This is a genomic window from Stenotrophomonas maltophilia complex sp. Om-AH-Sm3 (genome assembly GCF_059337855.1).
Genome location: NZ_JBYBLQ010000029.1, coordinates 1 through 14,466 on the forward strand (window position 1 = coordinate 1; position 14,466 = coordinate 14,466).

At 66.1% G+C, this 14,466-nt stretch carries 12 protein-coding genes; 4 read left to right on the forward strand and 8 right to left on the reverse strand.

What is annotated here, in order from left to right:
* Positions 1-174: 174 nt before the first annotated feature.
* The 3 genes from AC10QF_RS19805 to AC10QF_RS19815 form a co-directional block, all read right to left on the reverse strand.
* Complete coding sequence (locus AC10QF_RS19805) at positions 175-1,824, reverse strand: phosphoethanolamine transferase (protein ID WP_329848630.1); 1,650 nt, start codon at positions 1,822-1,824, stop codon at positions 175-177.
* Positions 1,821-2,588, reverse strand: coding sequence for a phosphatase PAP2 family protein (locus AC10QF_RS19810; protein WP_494542728.1), 768 nt, complete (start codon positions 2,586-2,588; stop codon positions 1,821-1,823). Before AC10QF_RS19810 ends, AC10QF_RS19805 begins: the two co-directional genes overlap by 4 nt.
* Positions 2,589-2,701: 113 nt before the next feature.
* Positions 2,702-4,405 carry an ArnT family glycosyltransferase gene (locus AC10QF_RS19815; protein ID WP_494542729.1) on the reverse strand — a complete coding sequence of 568 codons (1,704 nt, stop codon included), beginning with the start codon at positions 4,403-4,405 and terminating at the stop codon, positions 2,702-2,704.
* Positions 4,406-4,535: 130 nt separating this feature from the next.
* Between AC10QF_RS19815 and AC10QF_RS19820 the strand changes: the two genes are divergently transcribed.
* The 3 genes from AC10QF_RS19820 (at position 4,536) to AC10QF_RS19830 (ending at position 7,893) form a co-directional block, all read left to right on the forward strand.
* Positions 4,536-5,249, forward strand: a complete 714-nt coding sequence (locus tag AC10QF_RS19820) for a response regulator transcription factor (RefSeq protein ID WP_049414681.1) — start codon at positions 4,536-4,538, stop codon at positions 5,247-5,249.
* Positions 5,236-6,522 (forward strand): sensor histidine kinase, encoded by a 1,287-nt coding sequence (locus AC10QF_RS19825; RefSeq protein WP_088497636.1) that lies wholly within the window; start codon positions 5,236-5,238, stop codon positions 6,520-6,522. Before AC10QF_RS19820 ends, AC10QF_RS19825 begins: the two co-directional genes overlap by 14 nt.
* Before the next feature lie 120 nt (positions 6,523-6,642).
* Positions 6,643-7,893: a DUF819 family protein gene (locus tag AC10QF_RS19830; protein WP_494542730.1), complete on the forward strand. Its 1,251-nt coding sequence runs from the start codon at positions 6,643-6,645 to the stop codon at positions 7,891-7,893.
* Between the two features lie 222 nt (positions 7,894-8,115).
* Here AC10QF_RS19830 and AC10QF_RS19835 read toward each other — a convergent pair whose 3' ends face one another.
* Positions 8,116-8,340, reverse strand: coding sequence for a YbdD/YjiX family protein (locus AC10QF_RS19835; protein ID WP_005410613.1), 225 nt, complete (start codon positions 8,338-8,340; stop codon positions 8,116-8,118).
* The gene (locus AC10QF_RS19840; protein ID WP_005418274.1) at positions 8,340-10,421 is read right to left on the reverse strand and encodes a carbon starvation CstA family protein; all 2,082 of its coding nucleotides are present in this window, start codon (positions 10,419-10,421) and stop codon (positions 8,340-8,342) included. The genes AC10QF_RS19835 and AC10QF_RS19840 overlap by 1 nt, the downstream gene beginning before the upstream one ends.
* 215 nt (positions 10,422-10,636) lie before the next feature.
* Here AC10QF_RS19840 and AC10QF_RS19845 point away from each other — a divergent pair, with 215 nt between their 5' ends.
* Positions 10,637-11,488 carry a pirin family protein gene (locus tag AC10QF_RS19845; protein WP_005418272.1) on the forward strand — a complete coding sequence of 284 codons (852 nt, stop codon included), beginning with the start codon at positions 10,637-10,639 and terminating at the stop codon, positions 11,486-11,488.
* Between the two features lie 128 nt (positions 11,489-11,616).
* Here AC10QF_RS19845 and AC10QF_RS19850 read toward each other — a convergent pair whose 3' ends face one another.
* The 3 genes from AC10QF_RS19850 to AC10QF_RS19860 form a co-directional block, all read right to left on the reverse strand.
* Positions 11,617-12,075, reverse strand: a complete 459-nt coding sequence (locus tag AC10QF_RS19850) for a hypothetical protein (protein ID WP_032954397.1) — start codon at positions 12,073-12,075, stop codon at positions 11,617-11,619.
* 196 nt (positions 12,076-12,271) lie between these two features.
* On the reverse strand, positions 12,272-12,991 hold the full coding sequence (aqpZ, locus tag AC10QF_RS19855) for an aquaporin Z (protein WP_069139993.1): 720 nt from the start codon (positions 12,989-12,991) through the stop codon (positions 12,272-12,274).
* 121 nt (positions 12,992-13,112) lie between these two features.
* Positions 13,113-13,976, reverse strand: coding sequence for a pirin family protein (locus tag AC10QF_RS19860; RefSeq protein WP_494542731.1), 864 nt, complete (start codon positions 13,974-13,976; stop codon positions 13,113-13,115).
* Between the last annotated feature and the right edge of the window lie 490 nt (positions 13,977-14,466).

Sequence of the window (14,466 nt, forward strand, 5' to 3'; positions counted from 1 at the left end):
GTTGCGGGGGCGTGAGCCGCATGGATGCGGCGACCGAGCTTACATGGACGTACTTGCAGCGTCCCCCGCAACCGGACCCACCCCGCCACCCCTCAGGAAACCCGCTTCTGCTGTTGCTTCGGCCGTTGCCGTTGCCCCTGCAGGTGCAGGGCTGCAAGCCCTGCCAAACACCCCTCAACCTTCGCAGTTGGCGAACACGTCGCGGTCGCGCTCGTACAGCGCCGTCTTCACCTGCATCAGGCCCAGCACCGACGGGAACAGGTTGTCGTGGTCGGTATACGCCGCCGAACGCTTGCGCACGCACTGCAGATCCAACCCACGGCTGCTGGCGAAGCCCGGCGAGAACCACATCGTCATCGGTACGCGGGTCTGCTCGGCCGGTGCGATCGCATACGGCACGCCATGCAGGAACAGGCCCTTCTCGCCCAGCGATTCACCATGGTCGGACAGGTAGATCATCGCCGTGTCGTAATCCTGCATGCCCTGCAGGGTACCAATGGTCTTGCTCAGGAAATGATCGGTGTACAGCACCGCGTTGTCATAGCTGTTGGTGATCTCTTCGCGCGAGCAGCGGCCGATGTCACGGGTGTCGCAGGTCGGGGTGAAGCGGCGGAACGCGGGCGGATAGCGCTCGAAATAGGCCGGGCCGTGGTTGCCCAGCTGGTGCAGCACCACCACCCGGTCGCCGGGCTTGGCCCGCACCTGGGTGGCCAGGTCCTGCAGCAGGATCTCGTCCATGCAGCGGCCATCGGCGCACAGGCCGGGTGTGGTGGCGTCGGACAATGACTGGAAGTCCAGGCCCTCGCACACGCCCTTGCAGCCGGACTGGTTGTCACGCCACAGCGGCGCGATGCCGGCGCGGTTCAGTACGTGCAGCAGCGACTGGTGCGCACGGATCTTCTTCTCGTCGTAGTCGTGGCGGCCCCACGGCGAGAACAGGCACGGCAGCGAGACCTCCGTGCTGGTGCCGCACGAATGCATGTCCGGGAAATTGATCACGCTGGCCTGTGCCAGTTCCGGAGTGGTATTGCGGCCACCGTTGAGGCCCCAGTTCTGCGCACGGACGGTCTCGCCCATGACGATCACCAGCAGGCGCGGCTTGCTGGCCGGGGCGCGTGGCGTGGCCTTGGCGTCGGTGCCGATCGGCAGCTTCGGTGCGCGCTGCACCGGGTTGTCGCCACGCAGCGCACGCGGCATGCCCAGCAGCACGTTGGCCGGGGTGGCGAGGTAACGCACTTCGCGCTGGTTGCGCATCAGTGCCGAAACATCCTGGAACGAGATCAACGCGCCGCCGACGGCGGTCACCGCGGCCACCGCCAGGAACCCCAGTCGCCACAGCAGGCTGCGGCCCCAGCTGCGGCGACGCAGCTGCACGCGCCACAACACCGCCATCGGCAATACCGCCAGCAACAGTACCGGCCACAGCAGCGACACGGTCATCAGCTCGCGGCTTTCCTTGGGGTCCGTCGCCAGCACGTTGCGCAGCATGTCCGCATCCAGATAGATGTGGTAGCGGCTCATGTAGTGCGCGGCGAATGCGGTCACCAGCAGCAACAGGCTGATCACCACCTTGGCGTTCCAGCGCCAGACCAGGATGCCCAGCAGCACGCCGTGAGCGCCCAGCAGCAACAGCAGCAGCGAAAGCGCGTAGCGCAGGCTGCCTGGATGGCTGGCCATCGCGCTGTGCCAGAACAGGCCATTCCCGGCTACCGCGAAGAACAGGCTGGTCAGCGCGATCAGCGCTTCGGTGGACAGCTGCGGCCGCCAGTGGCGCAGACCCGCAAGGGCGGGGAGGCGAGCGGGCCATTGGACCGATGCACTCATGCGTTTGCCTCCTGGCGGTTGGGACGGTCCCGCTGACGGCGTGTCAGGACGCGTTTGACGATCAGATACAGGCCGAGCGAAAGCAGCCAGCAGATCAATGCGGTGGCGACGTCATGCGAGAGGAAGTGCGCGCCGCGCAGCTGCTGGCTGATGCCGAACACCAGACCGGTGCCAAGACCGATCCACAACCCGGCCCAGCGCCATGAAGGGCGCCACAGCAGGGCAAAAAAGTAAAGGGACAACCATGCATAACCCGCGCTGGCGTGGCCCGCCGGGAAGCAGGCCTGCGCGGCCATGCCTGCGGGGCGCGCCGTGAAAAGCCCGATGAAAGGCTGGTGGCCACCGTAGCGGAGCAGATCCCACGGGCATTCCATCGGCACCAGCGACTTCAGCAGGGAGATCACGCCGGTGCCCAGCGCCAGGGCAAGTACGACATAAAGCAGCGCCCACCGCAGGGTGTGATCGCGTCCTTTACGCCAGTGATGGAAGCACAGCAGGAGCACGATCAGCGCCGCCGCAGTGCTCAACCATTTACCGGCCTTGTGCACGACGCTGCGGGTGATCCAGGCGTCCTGCAATGCCCAATGGCCGCCCTCAAGACGGAACAGGTGGTCGGCCACCCACTGGTCGCCGCCGAACCCCATCAGCAGCGCAAACACGGGCAGACCGATTGCGACAGGCAGCCAAAAGTGAGTTACGGCGAATCTTGACGCCAGTGGCGATGTCGCAAGCGGCGCGATCGAATCAAGGGGACGAACGGGCATGCTGAGGGAAGGCGGGTTCGGGAATCCGCAGCCATGCTCGTCACCTGCATGTCGGAGAAGGGTCGGACGCTCGTTCGCGCCGGGTTAATGATTTCCCCGGCACGAGTCAACGTTCAGTCTTCTTCGGCGGTCGAGCCGGCCCGTTCGGCGTGGCATTGCGGGTCCCAGGCCGTACCGGGAAGCAGTTGCCAACGATTCCTGTTGGCCATGCCGATGTCGATCACCTTGGCCGGATCCACGCAGGGACTCATCGCCTCGTCCAGCACCAGCAGCCAGCGCTTGTCCGGCGCTTCGGCGAGCCAAGGGCCGGCATCGTGCCATTGCTCGGCCCAGGGCCGCTTGAAGCCGAACTCGCGTACCGGGCGGTCAGCCTGCAGCAGGTTCTGCTCGCGCCAGGCGACCAGCGCCAATTCGGCGTCCGGACCGATCCGCGCGCCGACGCGGCGCATCAGCGCCGATGCCGATGCGTAGGGATCCAGTGCCGGGATCAGCACCAGGCCGTAGAGCATCCACAGCATGCCGTGGGTCAGCAGCACCAGTGTCGTGGCGCGGCGCACCCGCAACCAGACGGCCAACGTGGCCAGCGCGATGGCGAAGGTCAGCAGGCCATCACCCAGCACCGGCAGCAGCGTATCGGGCATGGCCCGGCGCTCCAGTTGCGCCAAGGCCCACGGGTGCTCGGTCATCAGCATCACGCCGAGCACGCCGGTGGCCAGCATCAGCACCACGCTGTAGCCGAACAGATACCGGCGCACGCACAGCCGGCGCAGCAAGCCCGGCAACAACGGCGCAACCGCCAGTGCCATCGCAGGCAGCATCGGCAGCACATAGACCTCGCGCTTGCCCGGGCTGGCACTGAAGAACACCAGCACCAGCAGCGCCCAGCCCAGCAGCAGCCACTGCCGGCGGTCGCCCCGGCGGATGCGGCGCCACCACGGCTTGAACAGCAGCGGCAGCAGCAGGCTGCCCGGCAGCCACAGGGTCAGGATCACCTGCAGGTAGTACCAGGCCGGTTGGCGATGGTGCCATGCGTTGGCATAGCGGGTACCGGTCTGCTTGAACAACAGTTCATGCGCGTAGGCCTGCAGTTCGGCGCTGTGCGTGTGCAGCAGCGCCCAGCCCAGCGGCGCAAGCCACACCGACACGCCCAGCAGGAAGGCCGGGATCAGCCACAGCAGCGTTGCCGGGTGGGGGCCGTCCACGCTGCGACCGCGGCGACGCTGGTACAGCCACCAGCCGAACCACGGCAGGACCATCAGCAGCGGCAGGAAACCCACGCCTTTGGTCACCGTGCCGAGGCCAGCGGCGAACCCCGCCAGCCACAAGGCAGCCAGGTTGCGGCGTTCGCACAGGTGGCGCATCAAGCCCCACAGGGCCACCGTGGTCATGCCGACCAGCACCATGTCGATCTGCGCGCGCTTGGCCATCAGGCCAAACTGCAGGGTGCAGAACAGCGCCGCCAAGGCGTACAGGGAATGCCGCGGTGACCACAGTCGGCGTGCCAGATCCGACACCAACCACAGGCTGAGCAGGGCGCCCAGCAGCGACGGCAGCAGGAACGACCACTGCCAGCTGCCGACGATCTCGTAGGCCGCCGCCTGCAGCCACATGAAGACCGGCGGCTTCTCCGCATACAGCTCCACGCCCCGGTGCGGCAGCAGCCATTGCCCGCTTTCGACCATGGTGCGGGCCGCCAGCACGAAGCGCGGCTCGTCCGGTGGCTGCGGCTGCCGAAGGCCGATCCCCGCTGCCAGCGCAGCAACGATCAACAGCCACAACAGGGGCAGGCGCCAACGGCGGGGCAGGGCTACGGGCACGGCAGGCTCCGGGAGCAAAACGGCCATTCTGAGGTGGCGGGGGTTGGAAAAGCGTCAGAGGAGGCCGGGGCGACCGCATTCCGACATGCGCAGCGCTACCATGGTACGAACTTCCGTGGATGTTTCGTGCATGCGTCTGTTGGTGATCGAGGACAACCGCCAGCTGGTGGCCAACCTGTTCGACTACTTCGAGTCGCGCGGGCATGTGCTCGACGTGGCCCCGGACGGCATCACCGGCCTGCACCTGGCCGGCAGCCACCCCTACGACGCGGTGATCCTGGACTGGATGCTGCCACGCATGGAGGGGCCGGAGGTGCTGCGTCGCCTGCGCGCCGAGCACGCTTCGGAGGTGCCGGTGATCATGCTGACCGCGCGCGACGAGCTGCCGGACAAGATCACCGGATTCCGCGCAGGTGCCGACGACTACCTGACCAAGCCGTTCGCCCTGCCCGAGCTGGAAGTTCGGCTGGAGGCGCTGCTGCTGCGTGCGCAGGGCCGGAACCCGCGCAAGCGCCTGCAGGTGGGCGACCTGGTGCTGGACCTGGCGACCCTCGAAGCCCAGCGGGGTGGTCAGGTGCTCCACCTCTACCCGGCCTGCCGCAAGCTGCTGGAGGTGCTGATGCGCGCCAGCCCCGGTGCGGTCACCCGCCAACAGCTGGAGTTCGCCCTGTGGGGCGACGAGCCACCGGATGGTGACCTGCTGCGCTCGCATGTCTATGAGCTGCGCCGCAGCGTCGATGGTCCGTTTGCCGACAAGCTGATCCACACCCTGCCGCGGGTTGGTTACCGCCTTGCGGTGACCGCGGCCGCCGATGCAGGCAAGGATGATGATGAAGGCGCGTAGGCCGGGCCCGCTGTACCGGCGCGTGGTGTGGTGGTTGCTGGGCTACCTGGCCCTGCTGTCGATCGCTGTGTTCAGCGTCGGCAACTACGTGCACGAACACGCCGAACATGCCGCCTGGCGTGCGCTGCTCAACTCCGAACTGGACAGCATCGTCGAGCACGTCGAGCATGAACCGCACTATCGCTGGCAGGATTCGGACACGCTCAGCCTGTACCGCTTCGATGCAGTCAACCTGCCTGACAGCCTGCGTACGCTGCATCCGGGCCTTCACGACGGCGTGATGATCAAAGGCCGGGAGACGGCGGTGATGGTGCGCGAGACCCGGTCGATGGGACGTGTCGCGCTGGCGCTGGACATCTCCGACTTCCATGACCTGGAGCAGTTCGCCACGCGCTGGGTGATGCTGGCCGGGGTGATCATGATCTTCGTCACCGTGCTGATGGCGTCCTTCGGTATGGAACGCATGGTGCGCCCGTTGAGCCTGCTGGCCCAGCACATCGGCGCATTGCGGCCGGGCGTTCAGGGCCAGCGCATCGAGGTCGACCCGCGCGGCAGTTCCGAGCTGCACACCATCGCCGATGCGCTGAACGACTACCTGGACCGCAACGAGCAGTTCGTCGAGCGTGAGCGGGTCTTCATCAGTACCGCCAGCCACGAACTGCGCACGCCGATCGCAGTGATGACCGGTGCAGCCGAGCTGGCGCTGGAGCAACCGGGCCTGCCCGAACGTGCCCGCCAACAGATGCAGCGGGTCCTGCGCACGGCACAGAGCGTGGAGCAGCTGATCGAGCTGCTGCTGGTGCTGGCGCGTGATCCTGCGCGCCTGGCCGCGCGTGCCGAGCGCATCGCACTGGACCAGCTGCTGCCGGAGATCGTCGACGACCATCGCCACCTGCTCGGCGACAAGGACCTGAGCATCGGCATCCAGGCTGCGCCGGTGGATATCGTCGCGCCGCTGGCGGTGGTGCAGGCGGCGATCGGCAACCTGCTGCGCAATGCCATCGAAAACAGCGGCCGCGGCCATATCGAGCTGCAGCTGAGTTCGTCGGCGGTACTGACCCTGCAGGACCCCGGGCATGGGATGAGCCCGGAGGAGATCGCGGCGATCCACGCGCGCATGGCCCGCGGCGAGCGTGCCGATCGAGGCAGTGGCATCGGCCTGGACCTGATCGCGCGGCTGTGCGAGCACCTGGGCTGGACGCTGCAGTTGCAGCCCCGCCAACCGCGCGGGACGCGTGTCACCCTGGACTTCGGCGCTTCGCGCCCCGCTTGATCGGACGGCCGACCTGCTCCGCGCTGCGGCATGACCCGACGTGAAGACAATGTTAATCTCGACCTGCGCCGCTTCATGCGGCGCTTTTTTTTCCCGCTCTTTCGATCGACAGAGGATCCCATGCCGACCGAACCCGCTACTGCCCTGATCAGCAACGATATCGTTGGACTGGGCCTGATTGCCGCCACCCTGGCCCTGATCTTCTGGGCCGCCAGTGGTCCGACCCCGCTGTTGAAGAAGATCTTCGCCTGGGTGCCGGCACTGCTGCTGTGCTATTTCATCCCCGCCATCTACAACACCGCCGGTGTCATCGATGGCCACAACACCTCGCTGTACAACCCGGTCGCGCGTGACGTGCTGCTGCCGGCCGCGCTGGTCCTGCTGACGCTGTCGATCGACCTCAAAGGCGTGATCAAGCTGGGGCCGAAGCTGTTGCTTGTGTTCTGTGCCGGTACCGCTGGCATCATGCTCGGTGCGATCGTCTCCTTCCAGCTGATTAAGCTGATCCATCCGGAAACGGTGGCCGGTGATACCTGGGCCGGCATGGCCGCGCTGGCCGGCAGCTGGATCGGTGGCGGCGCCAACATGGTCGCCATGCGCGAAGTGTTCGGCACCGATGCCACCACCTTCGGGCAGTTCGCCGTGGTCGACGTGGCCTGCGCCAGCCTGTGGATGGCGATCCTGCTGTTCCTGGCCAACCGCGCGCAGCAGATCGACACCCGCAACGGGGCCGATACGCGCGCCATCGACGAGATGAAGGCACGCATCAGCGCCTACGAGGCACAGAACGCGCGCATTCCCAGCATGACCGACCTGATGGTGATCGTCGGCGTGGCACTGGGTGGCGTCGGCCTGGCCCACGCCATCGCCGCACCGCTGTCGGGCTGGTTCAAGGCCAACGTCAGCTGGGCCAGCCAGTTCAGCCTGGACAGCCAGTTCGTGTGGGTGATCCTGCTGTCCACGGCGATGGGCCTGGGCCTGAGCTTCACCCGTGCGCGCCGGCTGGAAGCCGCAGGCGCTTCGCGGTTGGGCACGGTGTTTCTGTACTTCCTGATCGCCTGCATCGGCATGCAGATGAACCTGCTGTCGCTGCTGGATCGGCCGTGGCTGTTCCTGCTCGGCGCGATCTGGATGGCCACGCATGTGCTGGTGCTGTGGGTGGTGGCCAAGCTGCTGCGCGCGCCGCTGTTCTTCTTCGCGATAGGTTCGCAGGGCAACATCGGGGCGGCCGCCTCGGCACCCGTGGTAGCCGCGGCCTTCCATCCGACGCTGGCGCCGGTGGGGGTGCTGCTGGGTACGGTGGGCTATGCCACCGGTACCGGGTTGGCCTATGTCACCGGCCTGATCCTGAAGTGGATGGCCGGCGCCTGAGTTCTGACCGGACGTTCCTGTTGCGGGTTCGCGGCGTGCGCCGCGAACCCGCTCTGCCCGTTTAGGGCCGAGCACGCGCTCGGCCTTCTTTCAAAGAAGGGGTCAGATCCGTTTCCCGGAGGAAACGGATCTGACCCCGGACACCATTCGATCAGCGGCGGTCTTCATCCACGCATGGCGTGGATCTACTGAAGGCCGCTGCAGCGCTGTCGAACCCGAGCATCAACAGCAGCGGCCACCATTGCGTCCGCCGTAGCGCGCTTCCTGGCGCTCGCGGAAGAACGTCTTGTAGTCCATCGGCTCCTGGTCCGGATGCTTTTCCAGCATATGCCGGACGTAGTTGTCGTAATCAGGAATGCCACAGCACAGTCGTGCGGTCTGCACCAGGCGCCGCCAGATGCGGCGGTGCGCCTGGTACTGGCCGGCGGGAACCAGTTGCGTACTCATCACAGATCCACCATTTCATGCGGCTTCAGCGCCACGTAAGGGGTCTCGCGGTCGCTGCGCTGCGGATTGCGGCGTGCCGCCAGGATGGTCTTGATCGAATACACCAGGACTGCGCCCACCACCAGCAGGAACAGCGCGGTCAGGCCGGTATTGACGTAGGCGTTGACCACGATCTGCTTCATCTGCGCCACCGACTTGGCCGGCGCCGTGATCGTGTCGCTGGCGAGCGCGGCCTGGAACTTGTGTGCCTGTGCCAGGAAACCCTGCGCCGGGTTGCTGTCGAAGATCTTGATGAAGCCGGCATAGGTGGTGCAGATCAGCAGCCACACCGCCGGTACCGCAGTGACCCACGCATAGCGGTCGCGCTTCATCTTGAACAGCACTACCGTGCCCAGCATCAGCGCGATACCGGCCAGCATCTGGTTGGAGATGCCGAACAACGGCCACAGGGTCTGGATGCCGCCGAACGGATCGACCACACCGGTGTAGAGCAGGTAGCCCCACAGCGCCACGCAGCCGGCGGTGCCGATGATGTTGGCGGTCCACGACTCGGTCTTCTTCAGCGCCGGGACGAAGTTGCCCAGCAGGTCCTGCAGCATGAAGCGTCCGGCACGGGTGCCGGCGTCCACCGCGGTCAGGATGAACAATGCTTCGAACAGGATCGCGAAGTGGTACCAGAACGCCATCATTGCGTCGCTGCCACTGGGGATCGCTTCGTGCAGGATCTGCGCGATGCCCACCGCCAGTGTCGGTGCGCCACCTGCACGATGCAGGATGGTCGGCTCGCCGATCGCCGCCGCGGTCGCGGTCAGCTGCTCCGGCGTGATGGTGAAGCCCCAGGTGTTGGTGATGTAGTGCGCCGCCGACGCCGCATCGGCGCCGATCACCGCCGCTGGGCTGTTCATCGCGAAGTAGATGCCTGGATCGATGATCGAGGCCGCGACCAGCGCCATCACCGCCACGAACGATTCCATCAGCATGCCGCCGTAGCCGATGTAGCGCATGTGCGCTTCATTGGCCAGCAGCTTCGGCGTGGTGCCGGAGGAGATCAGCGCATGGAAACCAGAGACCGCACCGCAGGCGATGGTGATGAACAGGAACGGGAACATGCCGCCTTTCCACACCGGGCCGTCGCCACTGGCGGCGAACTGGGTCAGCGCCGGCATCTTCAGTTCCGGCATCACGATCAGGATGCCGACGGCCAGCGCGATGATCGTGCCGATCTTGAGGAAGGTCGACAGGTAGTCGCGCGGGGCCAGCAACAGCCACACCGGCAGCACCGATGCGACGAAGCCGTAGCCGATCAGCATCCAGGTGATCTGGGTGCCAGTGAACGTGAACGCCGGGCCCCACACCGGGTCGGCGGCGACCTTGCCGCCGTACCAGATCGCGGCCAGCAGCAGGATCAGGCCGACCACCGAGATCTCGCCGATCTTGCCGGGGCGGATATAGCGCATGTACACGCCCATCAGGATGGCGATAGGCATCGTCGCGATTACCGTGAACATGCCCCACGGGCTTTCGGCCAGCGCCTTGACCACCACCATCGCCAGCACCGCCAGGATGATGATCATGATCAGGAACGCACCGAACAACGCGATGGTGCCGGGTACCTGGCCCATCTCTTCTCTTACCAGGTCGCCCAGCGAACGGCCGTTGCGACGGCTGGACAGGAACAGCACCATGAAGTCCTGCACCGCACCGGCCAGCACCACGCCCACCACCAGCCACAGCAGTCCAGGCAGGTAGCCCATCTGCGCGGCCAGGACCGGGCCGACCAGCGGGCCGGCGCCGGCGATGGCGGCGAAGTGGTGGCCGAACAATACGTGCTTGTTGGTCGGCACGTAGTCCAGGCCATCGTTGTTGATCACCGCCGGCGTGGCCCGGGTCGGATCCAGCTGCATCACCTTGTTGGCGATGAACAGGCTGTAGAAGCGGTAGGCCACCAGGTACAGCGAAACCGCGGCGACGACGATCCACAGCGCATTGATGTGTTCGCCGCGGCGCAGGGCCACGGTGCCCAGACAGAAGGCGCCGAGCAGGGCGAGGACCGCCCAGCCTATTTTGGAAAACCCTTTCATGAGGTGCTCTCTCCCGGAAAGACAGTCAAAGAGTCCCGCGTGCCCTCGACAGGGTCAATTGGCACAGGACGAATCGGCGGTAGTACTTTGGTCGTACGCTTGTTGTGCTGACGTGCAGCGAACATCAGGGATGGAACAATCGGTTGCGGCGCCGTCCATTGGCGTGTGGCCGTGCGGCGTCCATCTTCAGTGGCATCCATCCAACAGGAGTCGCCATGAGCTTTCCCGAACCGGTCCGCGTGCTGCGGACCATCCGTGGCATGCCCACCTCTGACGGTGCCGGCGTGCGCCTGACCCGCGTCATCGGTGGCCCGACGCTGCCCGACCTGGATCCGTTCCTGCTGCTCGACGAATTCGGCACCGACCGCGCCGAGGACTACATCGCCGGTTTCCCAGAGCATCCGCACCGCGGATTCGAGACCGTCACCTACATGCTCGACGGGCGCATGCGGCATCGCGACAACCATGGCAACGAAGGCCTGCTGACCCCGGGCAGCGTGCAGTGGATGACCGCTGGCCGCGGCCTGGTGCACTCGGAGATGCCCGAGCAGGAAAGCGGGCAGATGCGTGGCTTCCAACTGTGGGTGAACCTGCCGGCGAAGGAGAAGATGACCGAGCCGAAGTACCAGGAGTTCGCGCCTGAGCGGATTCCGGTGGTGCACCCGGAAGCGGGCGTGGAGGTGAAGGTGATTGCTGGCACGGTCAATGGCACCCGCGGCCCGATCGTGCAACCGGCCACCGACCCGCTCTACCTCGACATCACGCTGGCGCCCGACCGTGCCTGGACCTATGCGCTGCCGGAAGGGCACAACGCCTTTGCGTACGTATTCGAAGGTGGCGTGACCGTGGGTGAGCAGGACGCCGCGCGCGACGTCGCCCGCCAGGAACTGGCGGTGCTGGGCGGTGGCGAGCAGTTGCACATCTCGGCCGGCAATGAAGGCGCGCGCCTGATCCTGGTGGCTGGCCGTCCGCTGCGCGAACCGGTGATGCGCCACGGGCCGTTCGTGATGAACACGCGGCAGGAACTGATGCAGGCCTTCGTCGATTTCCAGGAAGGCAAGTTCTGACGTAGTACCGGCCGCTGGCCGGCAACTGCCTCGCATGGAGGCGGATCGGGGTGCCGGCCAGCGACCGGCACAACCGTTGGATGGGGTCGGGCTGCGGGGATGCTGCCAGGCAGTCATCCCCGTCATCCTCAGCGCCCGGCGGCCACGGCCGACGGGGTCAGGCTCATGCCCTGCGCCAGCTGTTGCAGTGACCCCAGCTCCTGCGCGCTGTCCGGATACAGCGAAATCTGCGCGTAACGCCCCTTGTCGAGCTTGACCACGCTGATGCGCCGTTCGGCATACCCCGGCGGTTGCTGGCCGCCCAGGTCGGGCTGGTACCAGTACAGCGATTCACCGCCGAAGCTGCCTTTTTCCTGCCGCAGCGAGCGGTTCAGCGGAATGGACGGGTCACGCGCGCTGAGCATCAGGCTCAGCACTTCGCGGCCATCAGGGGTGCTGGCGCGGCAGACCAGGAAATCGGCCTGCACCTGCTGCTGCCACTGCAGACCGCTGCTGGCCGGCAGCGAAGGACATTCGGACGGCGCCTGCGCGGCGGCGTGGGCCGCAGCGAAAAGCAGGCTCGACAACATGACAGGCACGAACTTCATGCATCCCCCAAGGTGATGAATTGGTTGGCTTCGCCAGCAGAGCCGACGACCATGGCATCCCATCCCCGGACGCCCCCCATCCGGCATGTGCACGGACGGTCAACTCAACCTTAACGGAACGTGAGCAATCGCACAATTCGCGGTTGCAAGCGCAACCATTGCGGCCGAGGGTCGGCCGCAATGGTTGCTGCGGGGATCAGCGGTCGTTGCCGATCCACTTGTAGATCAGGCCGCCAATCGCGCCACCCAGCAACGGGGCGACCCAGAACAGCCACAACTGGCTGACCGCACCGCTGCCGGCGAAGAAGGCAACGGCCGTGGAGCGGGCCGGGTTCACCGAGGTGTTGGTGACCGGGATGCTGATCAGGTGGATCAGGGTCAGCGACAGGCCGATCGCCAGCGGGGCGAACCCGGCCGGTGCCTTGCCGTGGGTGGAGCCCATGATCACGATCAGGAACACCGCGGTCAGGACCACTTCGCACAGGAAGGCCGCAGCCACGCTGTAGCCACCGGGCGACAGCGCGCCATAGCCGTTGCTGGCGAACGCTCCGGCCTGGCTGCCATCGATGGCGAAGCCACTGGCGCCGGAGGCGATCTGCAGCAGGATGAAGCCGGCCAGCAGGCCACCCGCAACCTGGGCGATGATGTACGGCACCAGGTCCTTGGTCGGGAAGCGGCCACCGGCCCACAGGCCGACGCTGACCGCCGGATTGAAGTGCGCACCGGAGATATGGCCGAACGCATAGGCGCCGGTCACCACGGTCAGGCCGAAGGCGAGCGCCACGCCGAGGAAGCCGATACCCAGCGGATTGCTGTCACCACCGAACTTGGCGGCCAGCACTGCACTGCCACAGCCACCCAGAACCAGCCAGAACGTGCCGAGGAACTCGGCGGACAAGCGTTTACCCATGCTCATGTGTTGCACTCCTTTGACGGTCGAAAGTGTGATTTATGTCACATTTCAATGATCAGCGGGTGACTGTAGCGTCAACGCCGGGTGCAGGAATACACCCTCGGATGTGTGCAACACGCGATGCTCAGTACTGCGGCAGCGGGATGAACTCCTTGTCGTCGCCGGGGATGGTGCCGAAGCGACCGGCTTCCCAATCGTGCTTCGCCTGCTCGATACGCTCTTTCGAGCTGGACACGAAGTTCCACCACAGGTGGCGCGGGCCATCCAGCGGCTCGCCACCGAACAGCATCGCCTTCACCGGTGTCTTTGCGCGCAGGCGGCCGCGTGCGCCGGCTTCGGGGATGACCAGGTGCTGTGCGGGAATGTCCACGCGATCCAACTGCGCGTCGCCCTCAAGGATGTACAACGCGCGCTCGCGGTGACCGTCGTCGATGTCGATTTCCGCGTCCGGGTCCAGATCGATCGCCACATTGAGCGTATCGGCGAACACTTTCACCGGCGATTCCTCGCCATAGGCGCGGCCAGCGATCACCCGAAGCCAGGCACCCTTGCGGCGCTGCTCGGGCAGGGTGGCAGCGGCATGGTGATAGAACGCCGGCTCGATTTCCTCATGCGACTTCGGCAACGCGACCCAGGTCTGCATGCCGTGGATCGGGTTGTCATGGTCGCGGTCCGATTGTGGCGTGCGTTCGGAATGGGCGATGCCGCGGCCGGCGGTCATCCAGTTGACGTCACCGGGACGAATGACCTGATCCGAGCCCAGGGTGTCGCGGTGGCCGATGGCGCCCGACCACAGATAGGTAACCGTGGCCAGGCCGATATGCGGATGCGGGCGCACGTCGATGGCGGTGCCGGGGTGCATCAGTGCCGGGCCCATCTGGTCGACGAACACGAACGAGCCGATGCTGCGCGCCTGCAGGGTGGGGACGGCGCGGCGGACTTCGAGGCCGCCGATGTCGTGCACGCGCGGGGCGATGATGGTGGTCATGCGGGCGTTCTCGCTGGCAGGGATCAGGTGGTCAGCATCGCATGCGGCTGTGACGGGGACATGCCTCGTATGGGTAACAGGGTGTTCCAGCCAACGGCGCAGCCCCTCGTGGCTGTGGGGTTGGTCGCTGAAGACGGAAGCAAGATCAAAAGCCGCGCTTGGCCGGGCGGGTGGGTTGCGCAGGACACGCCGTAAACCCGTCCATGGGGGCTCGATGGCGCCATCCATGGCGCCAACGGTCCTGCGCAACCCACCCGCCCGACCTCTGACAGTTTCCGTGTGCGTCCAGCCACGGAGAAGAAAATAGAAAATCAAAATCAAACGCCGGTCGCTTCGCTCTTGGTGTCGACCAAGGTCGACACCCGCCAGTTCGTAATGATCCGTGCTGAACAAGGTCGACACCTACAGCCATCGCAGTTCACCCACCGTCACCGGGAAACTGTCAGGGGTGGGGCGGTGTCGGGTTGCGGGGTGTCCGCGGCATGGATGC

Coding starts and splice junctions, on each gene's coding strand:
- AC10QF_RS19805 (WP_329848630.1), bottom strand. CDS start 1,824: ATGAGTGCATCGGTCCAATGGCCCGCTCGCCTCCCCGCCCTTGCGGGT.
- AC10QF_RS19810 (WP_494542728.1), bottom strand. CDS start 2,588: ATGCCCGTTCGTCCCCTTGATTCGATCGCGCCGCTTGCGACATCGCCA.
- AC10QF_RS19820 (WP_049414681.1), top strand. CDS start 4,536: ATGCGTCTGTTGGTGATCGAGGACAACCGCCAGCTGGTGGCCAACCTG.
- AC10QF_RS19825 (WP_088497636.1), top strand. CDS start 5,236: ATGAAGGCGCGTAGGCCGGGCCCGCTGTACCGGCGCGTGGTGTGGTGG.
- AC10QF_RS19830 (WP_494542730.1), top strand. CDS start 6,643: ATGCCGACCGAACCCGCTACTGCCCTGATCAGCAACGATATCGTTGGA.
- AC10QF_RS19835 (WP_005410613.1), bottom strand. CDS start 8,340: ATGAGTACGCAACTGGTTCCCGCCGGCCAGTACCAGGCGCACCGCCGC.
- AC10QF_RS19840 (WP_005418274.1), bottom strand. CDS start 10,421: ATGAAAGGGTTTTCCAAAATAGGCTGGGCGGTCCTCGCCCTGCTCGGC.
- AC10QF_RS19845 (WP_005418272.1), top strand. CDS start 10,637: ATGAGCTTTCCCGAACCGGTCCGCGTGCTGCGGACCATCCGTGGCATG.
- AC10QF_RS19850 (WP_032954397.1), bottom strand. CDS start 12,075: ATGAAGTTCGTGCCTGTCATGTTGTCGAGCCTGCTTTTCGCTGCGGCC.
- aqpZ (WP_069139993.1), bottom strand. CDS start 12,991: ATGAGCATGGGTAAACGCTTGTCCGCCGAGTTCCTCGGCACGTTCTGG.
- AC10QF_RS19860 (WP_494542731.1), bottom strand. CDS start 13,976: ATGACCACCATCATCGCCCCGCGCGTGCACGACATCGGCGGCCTCGAA.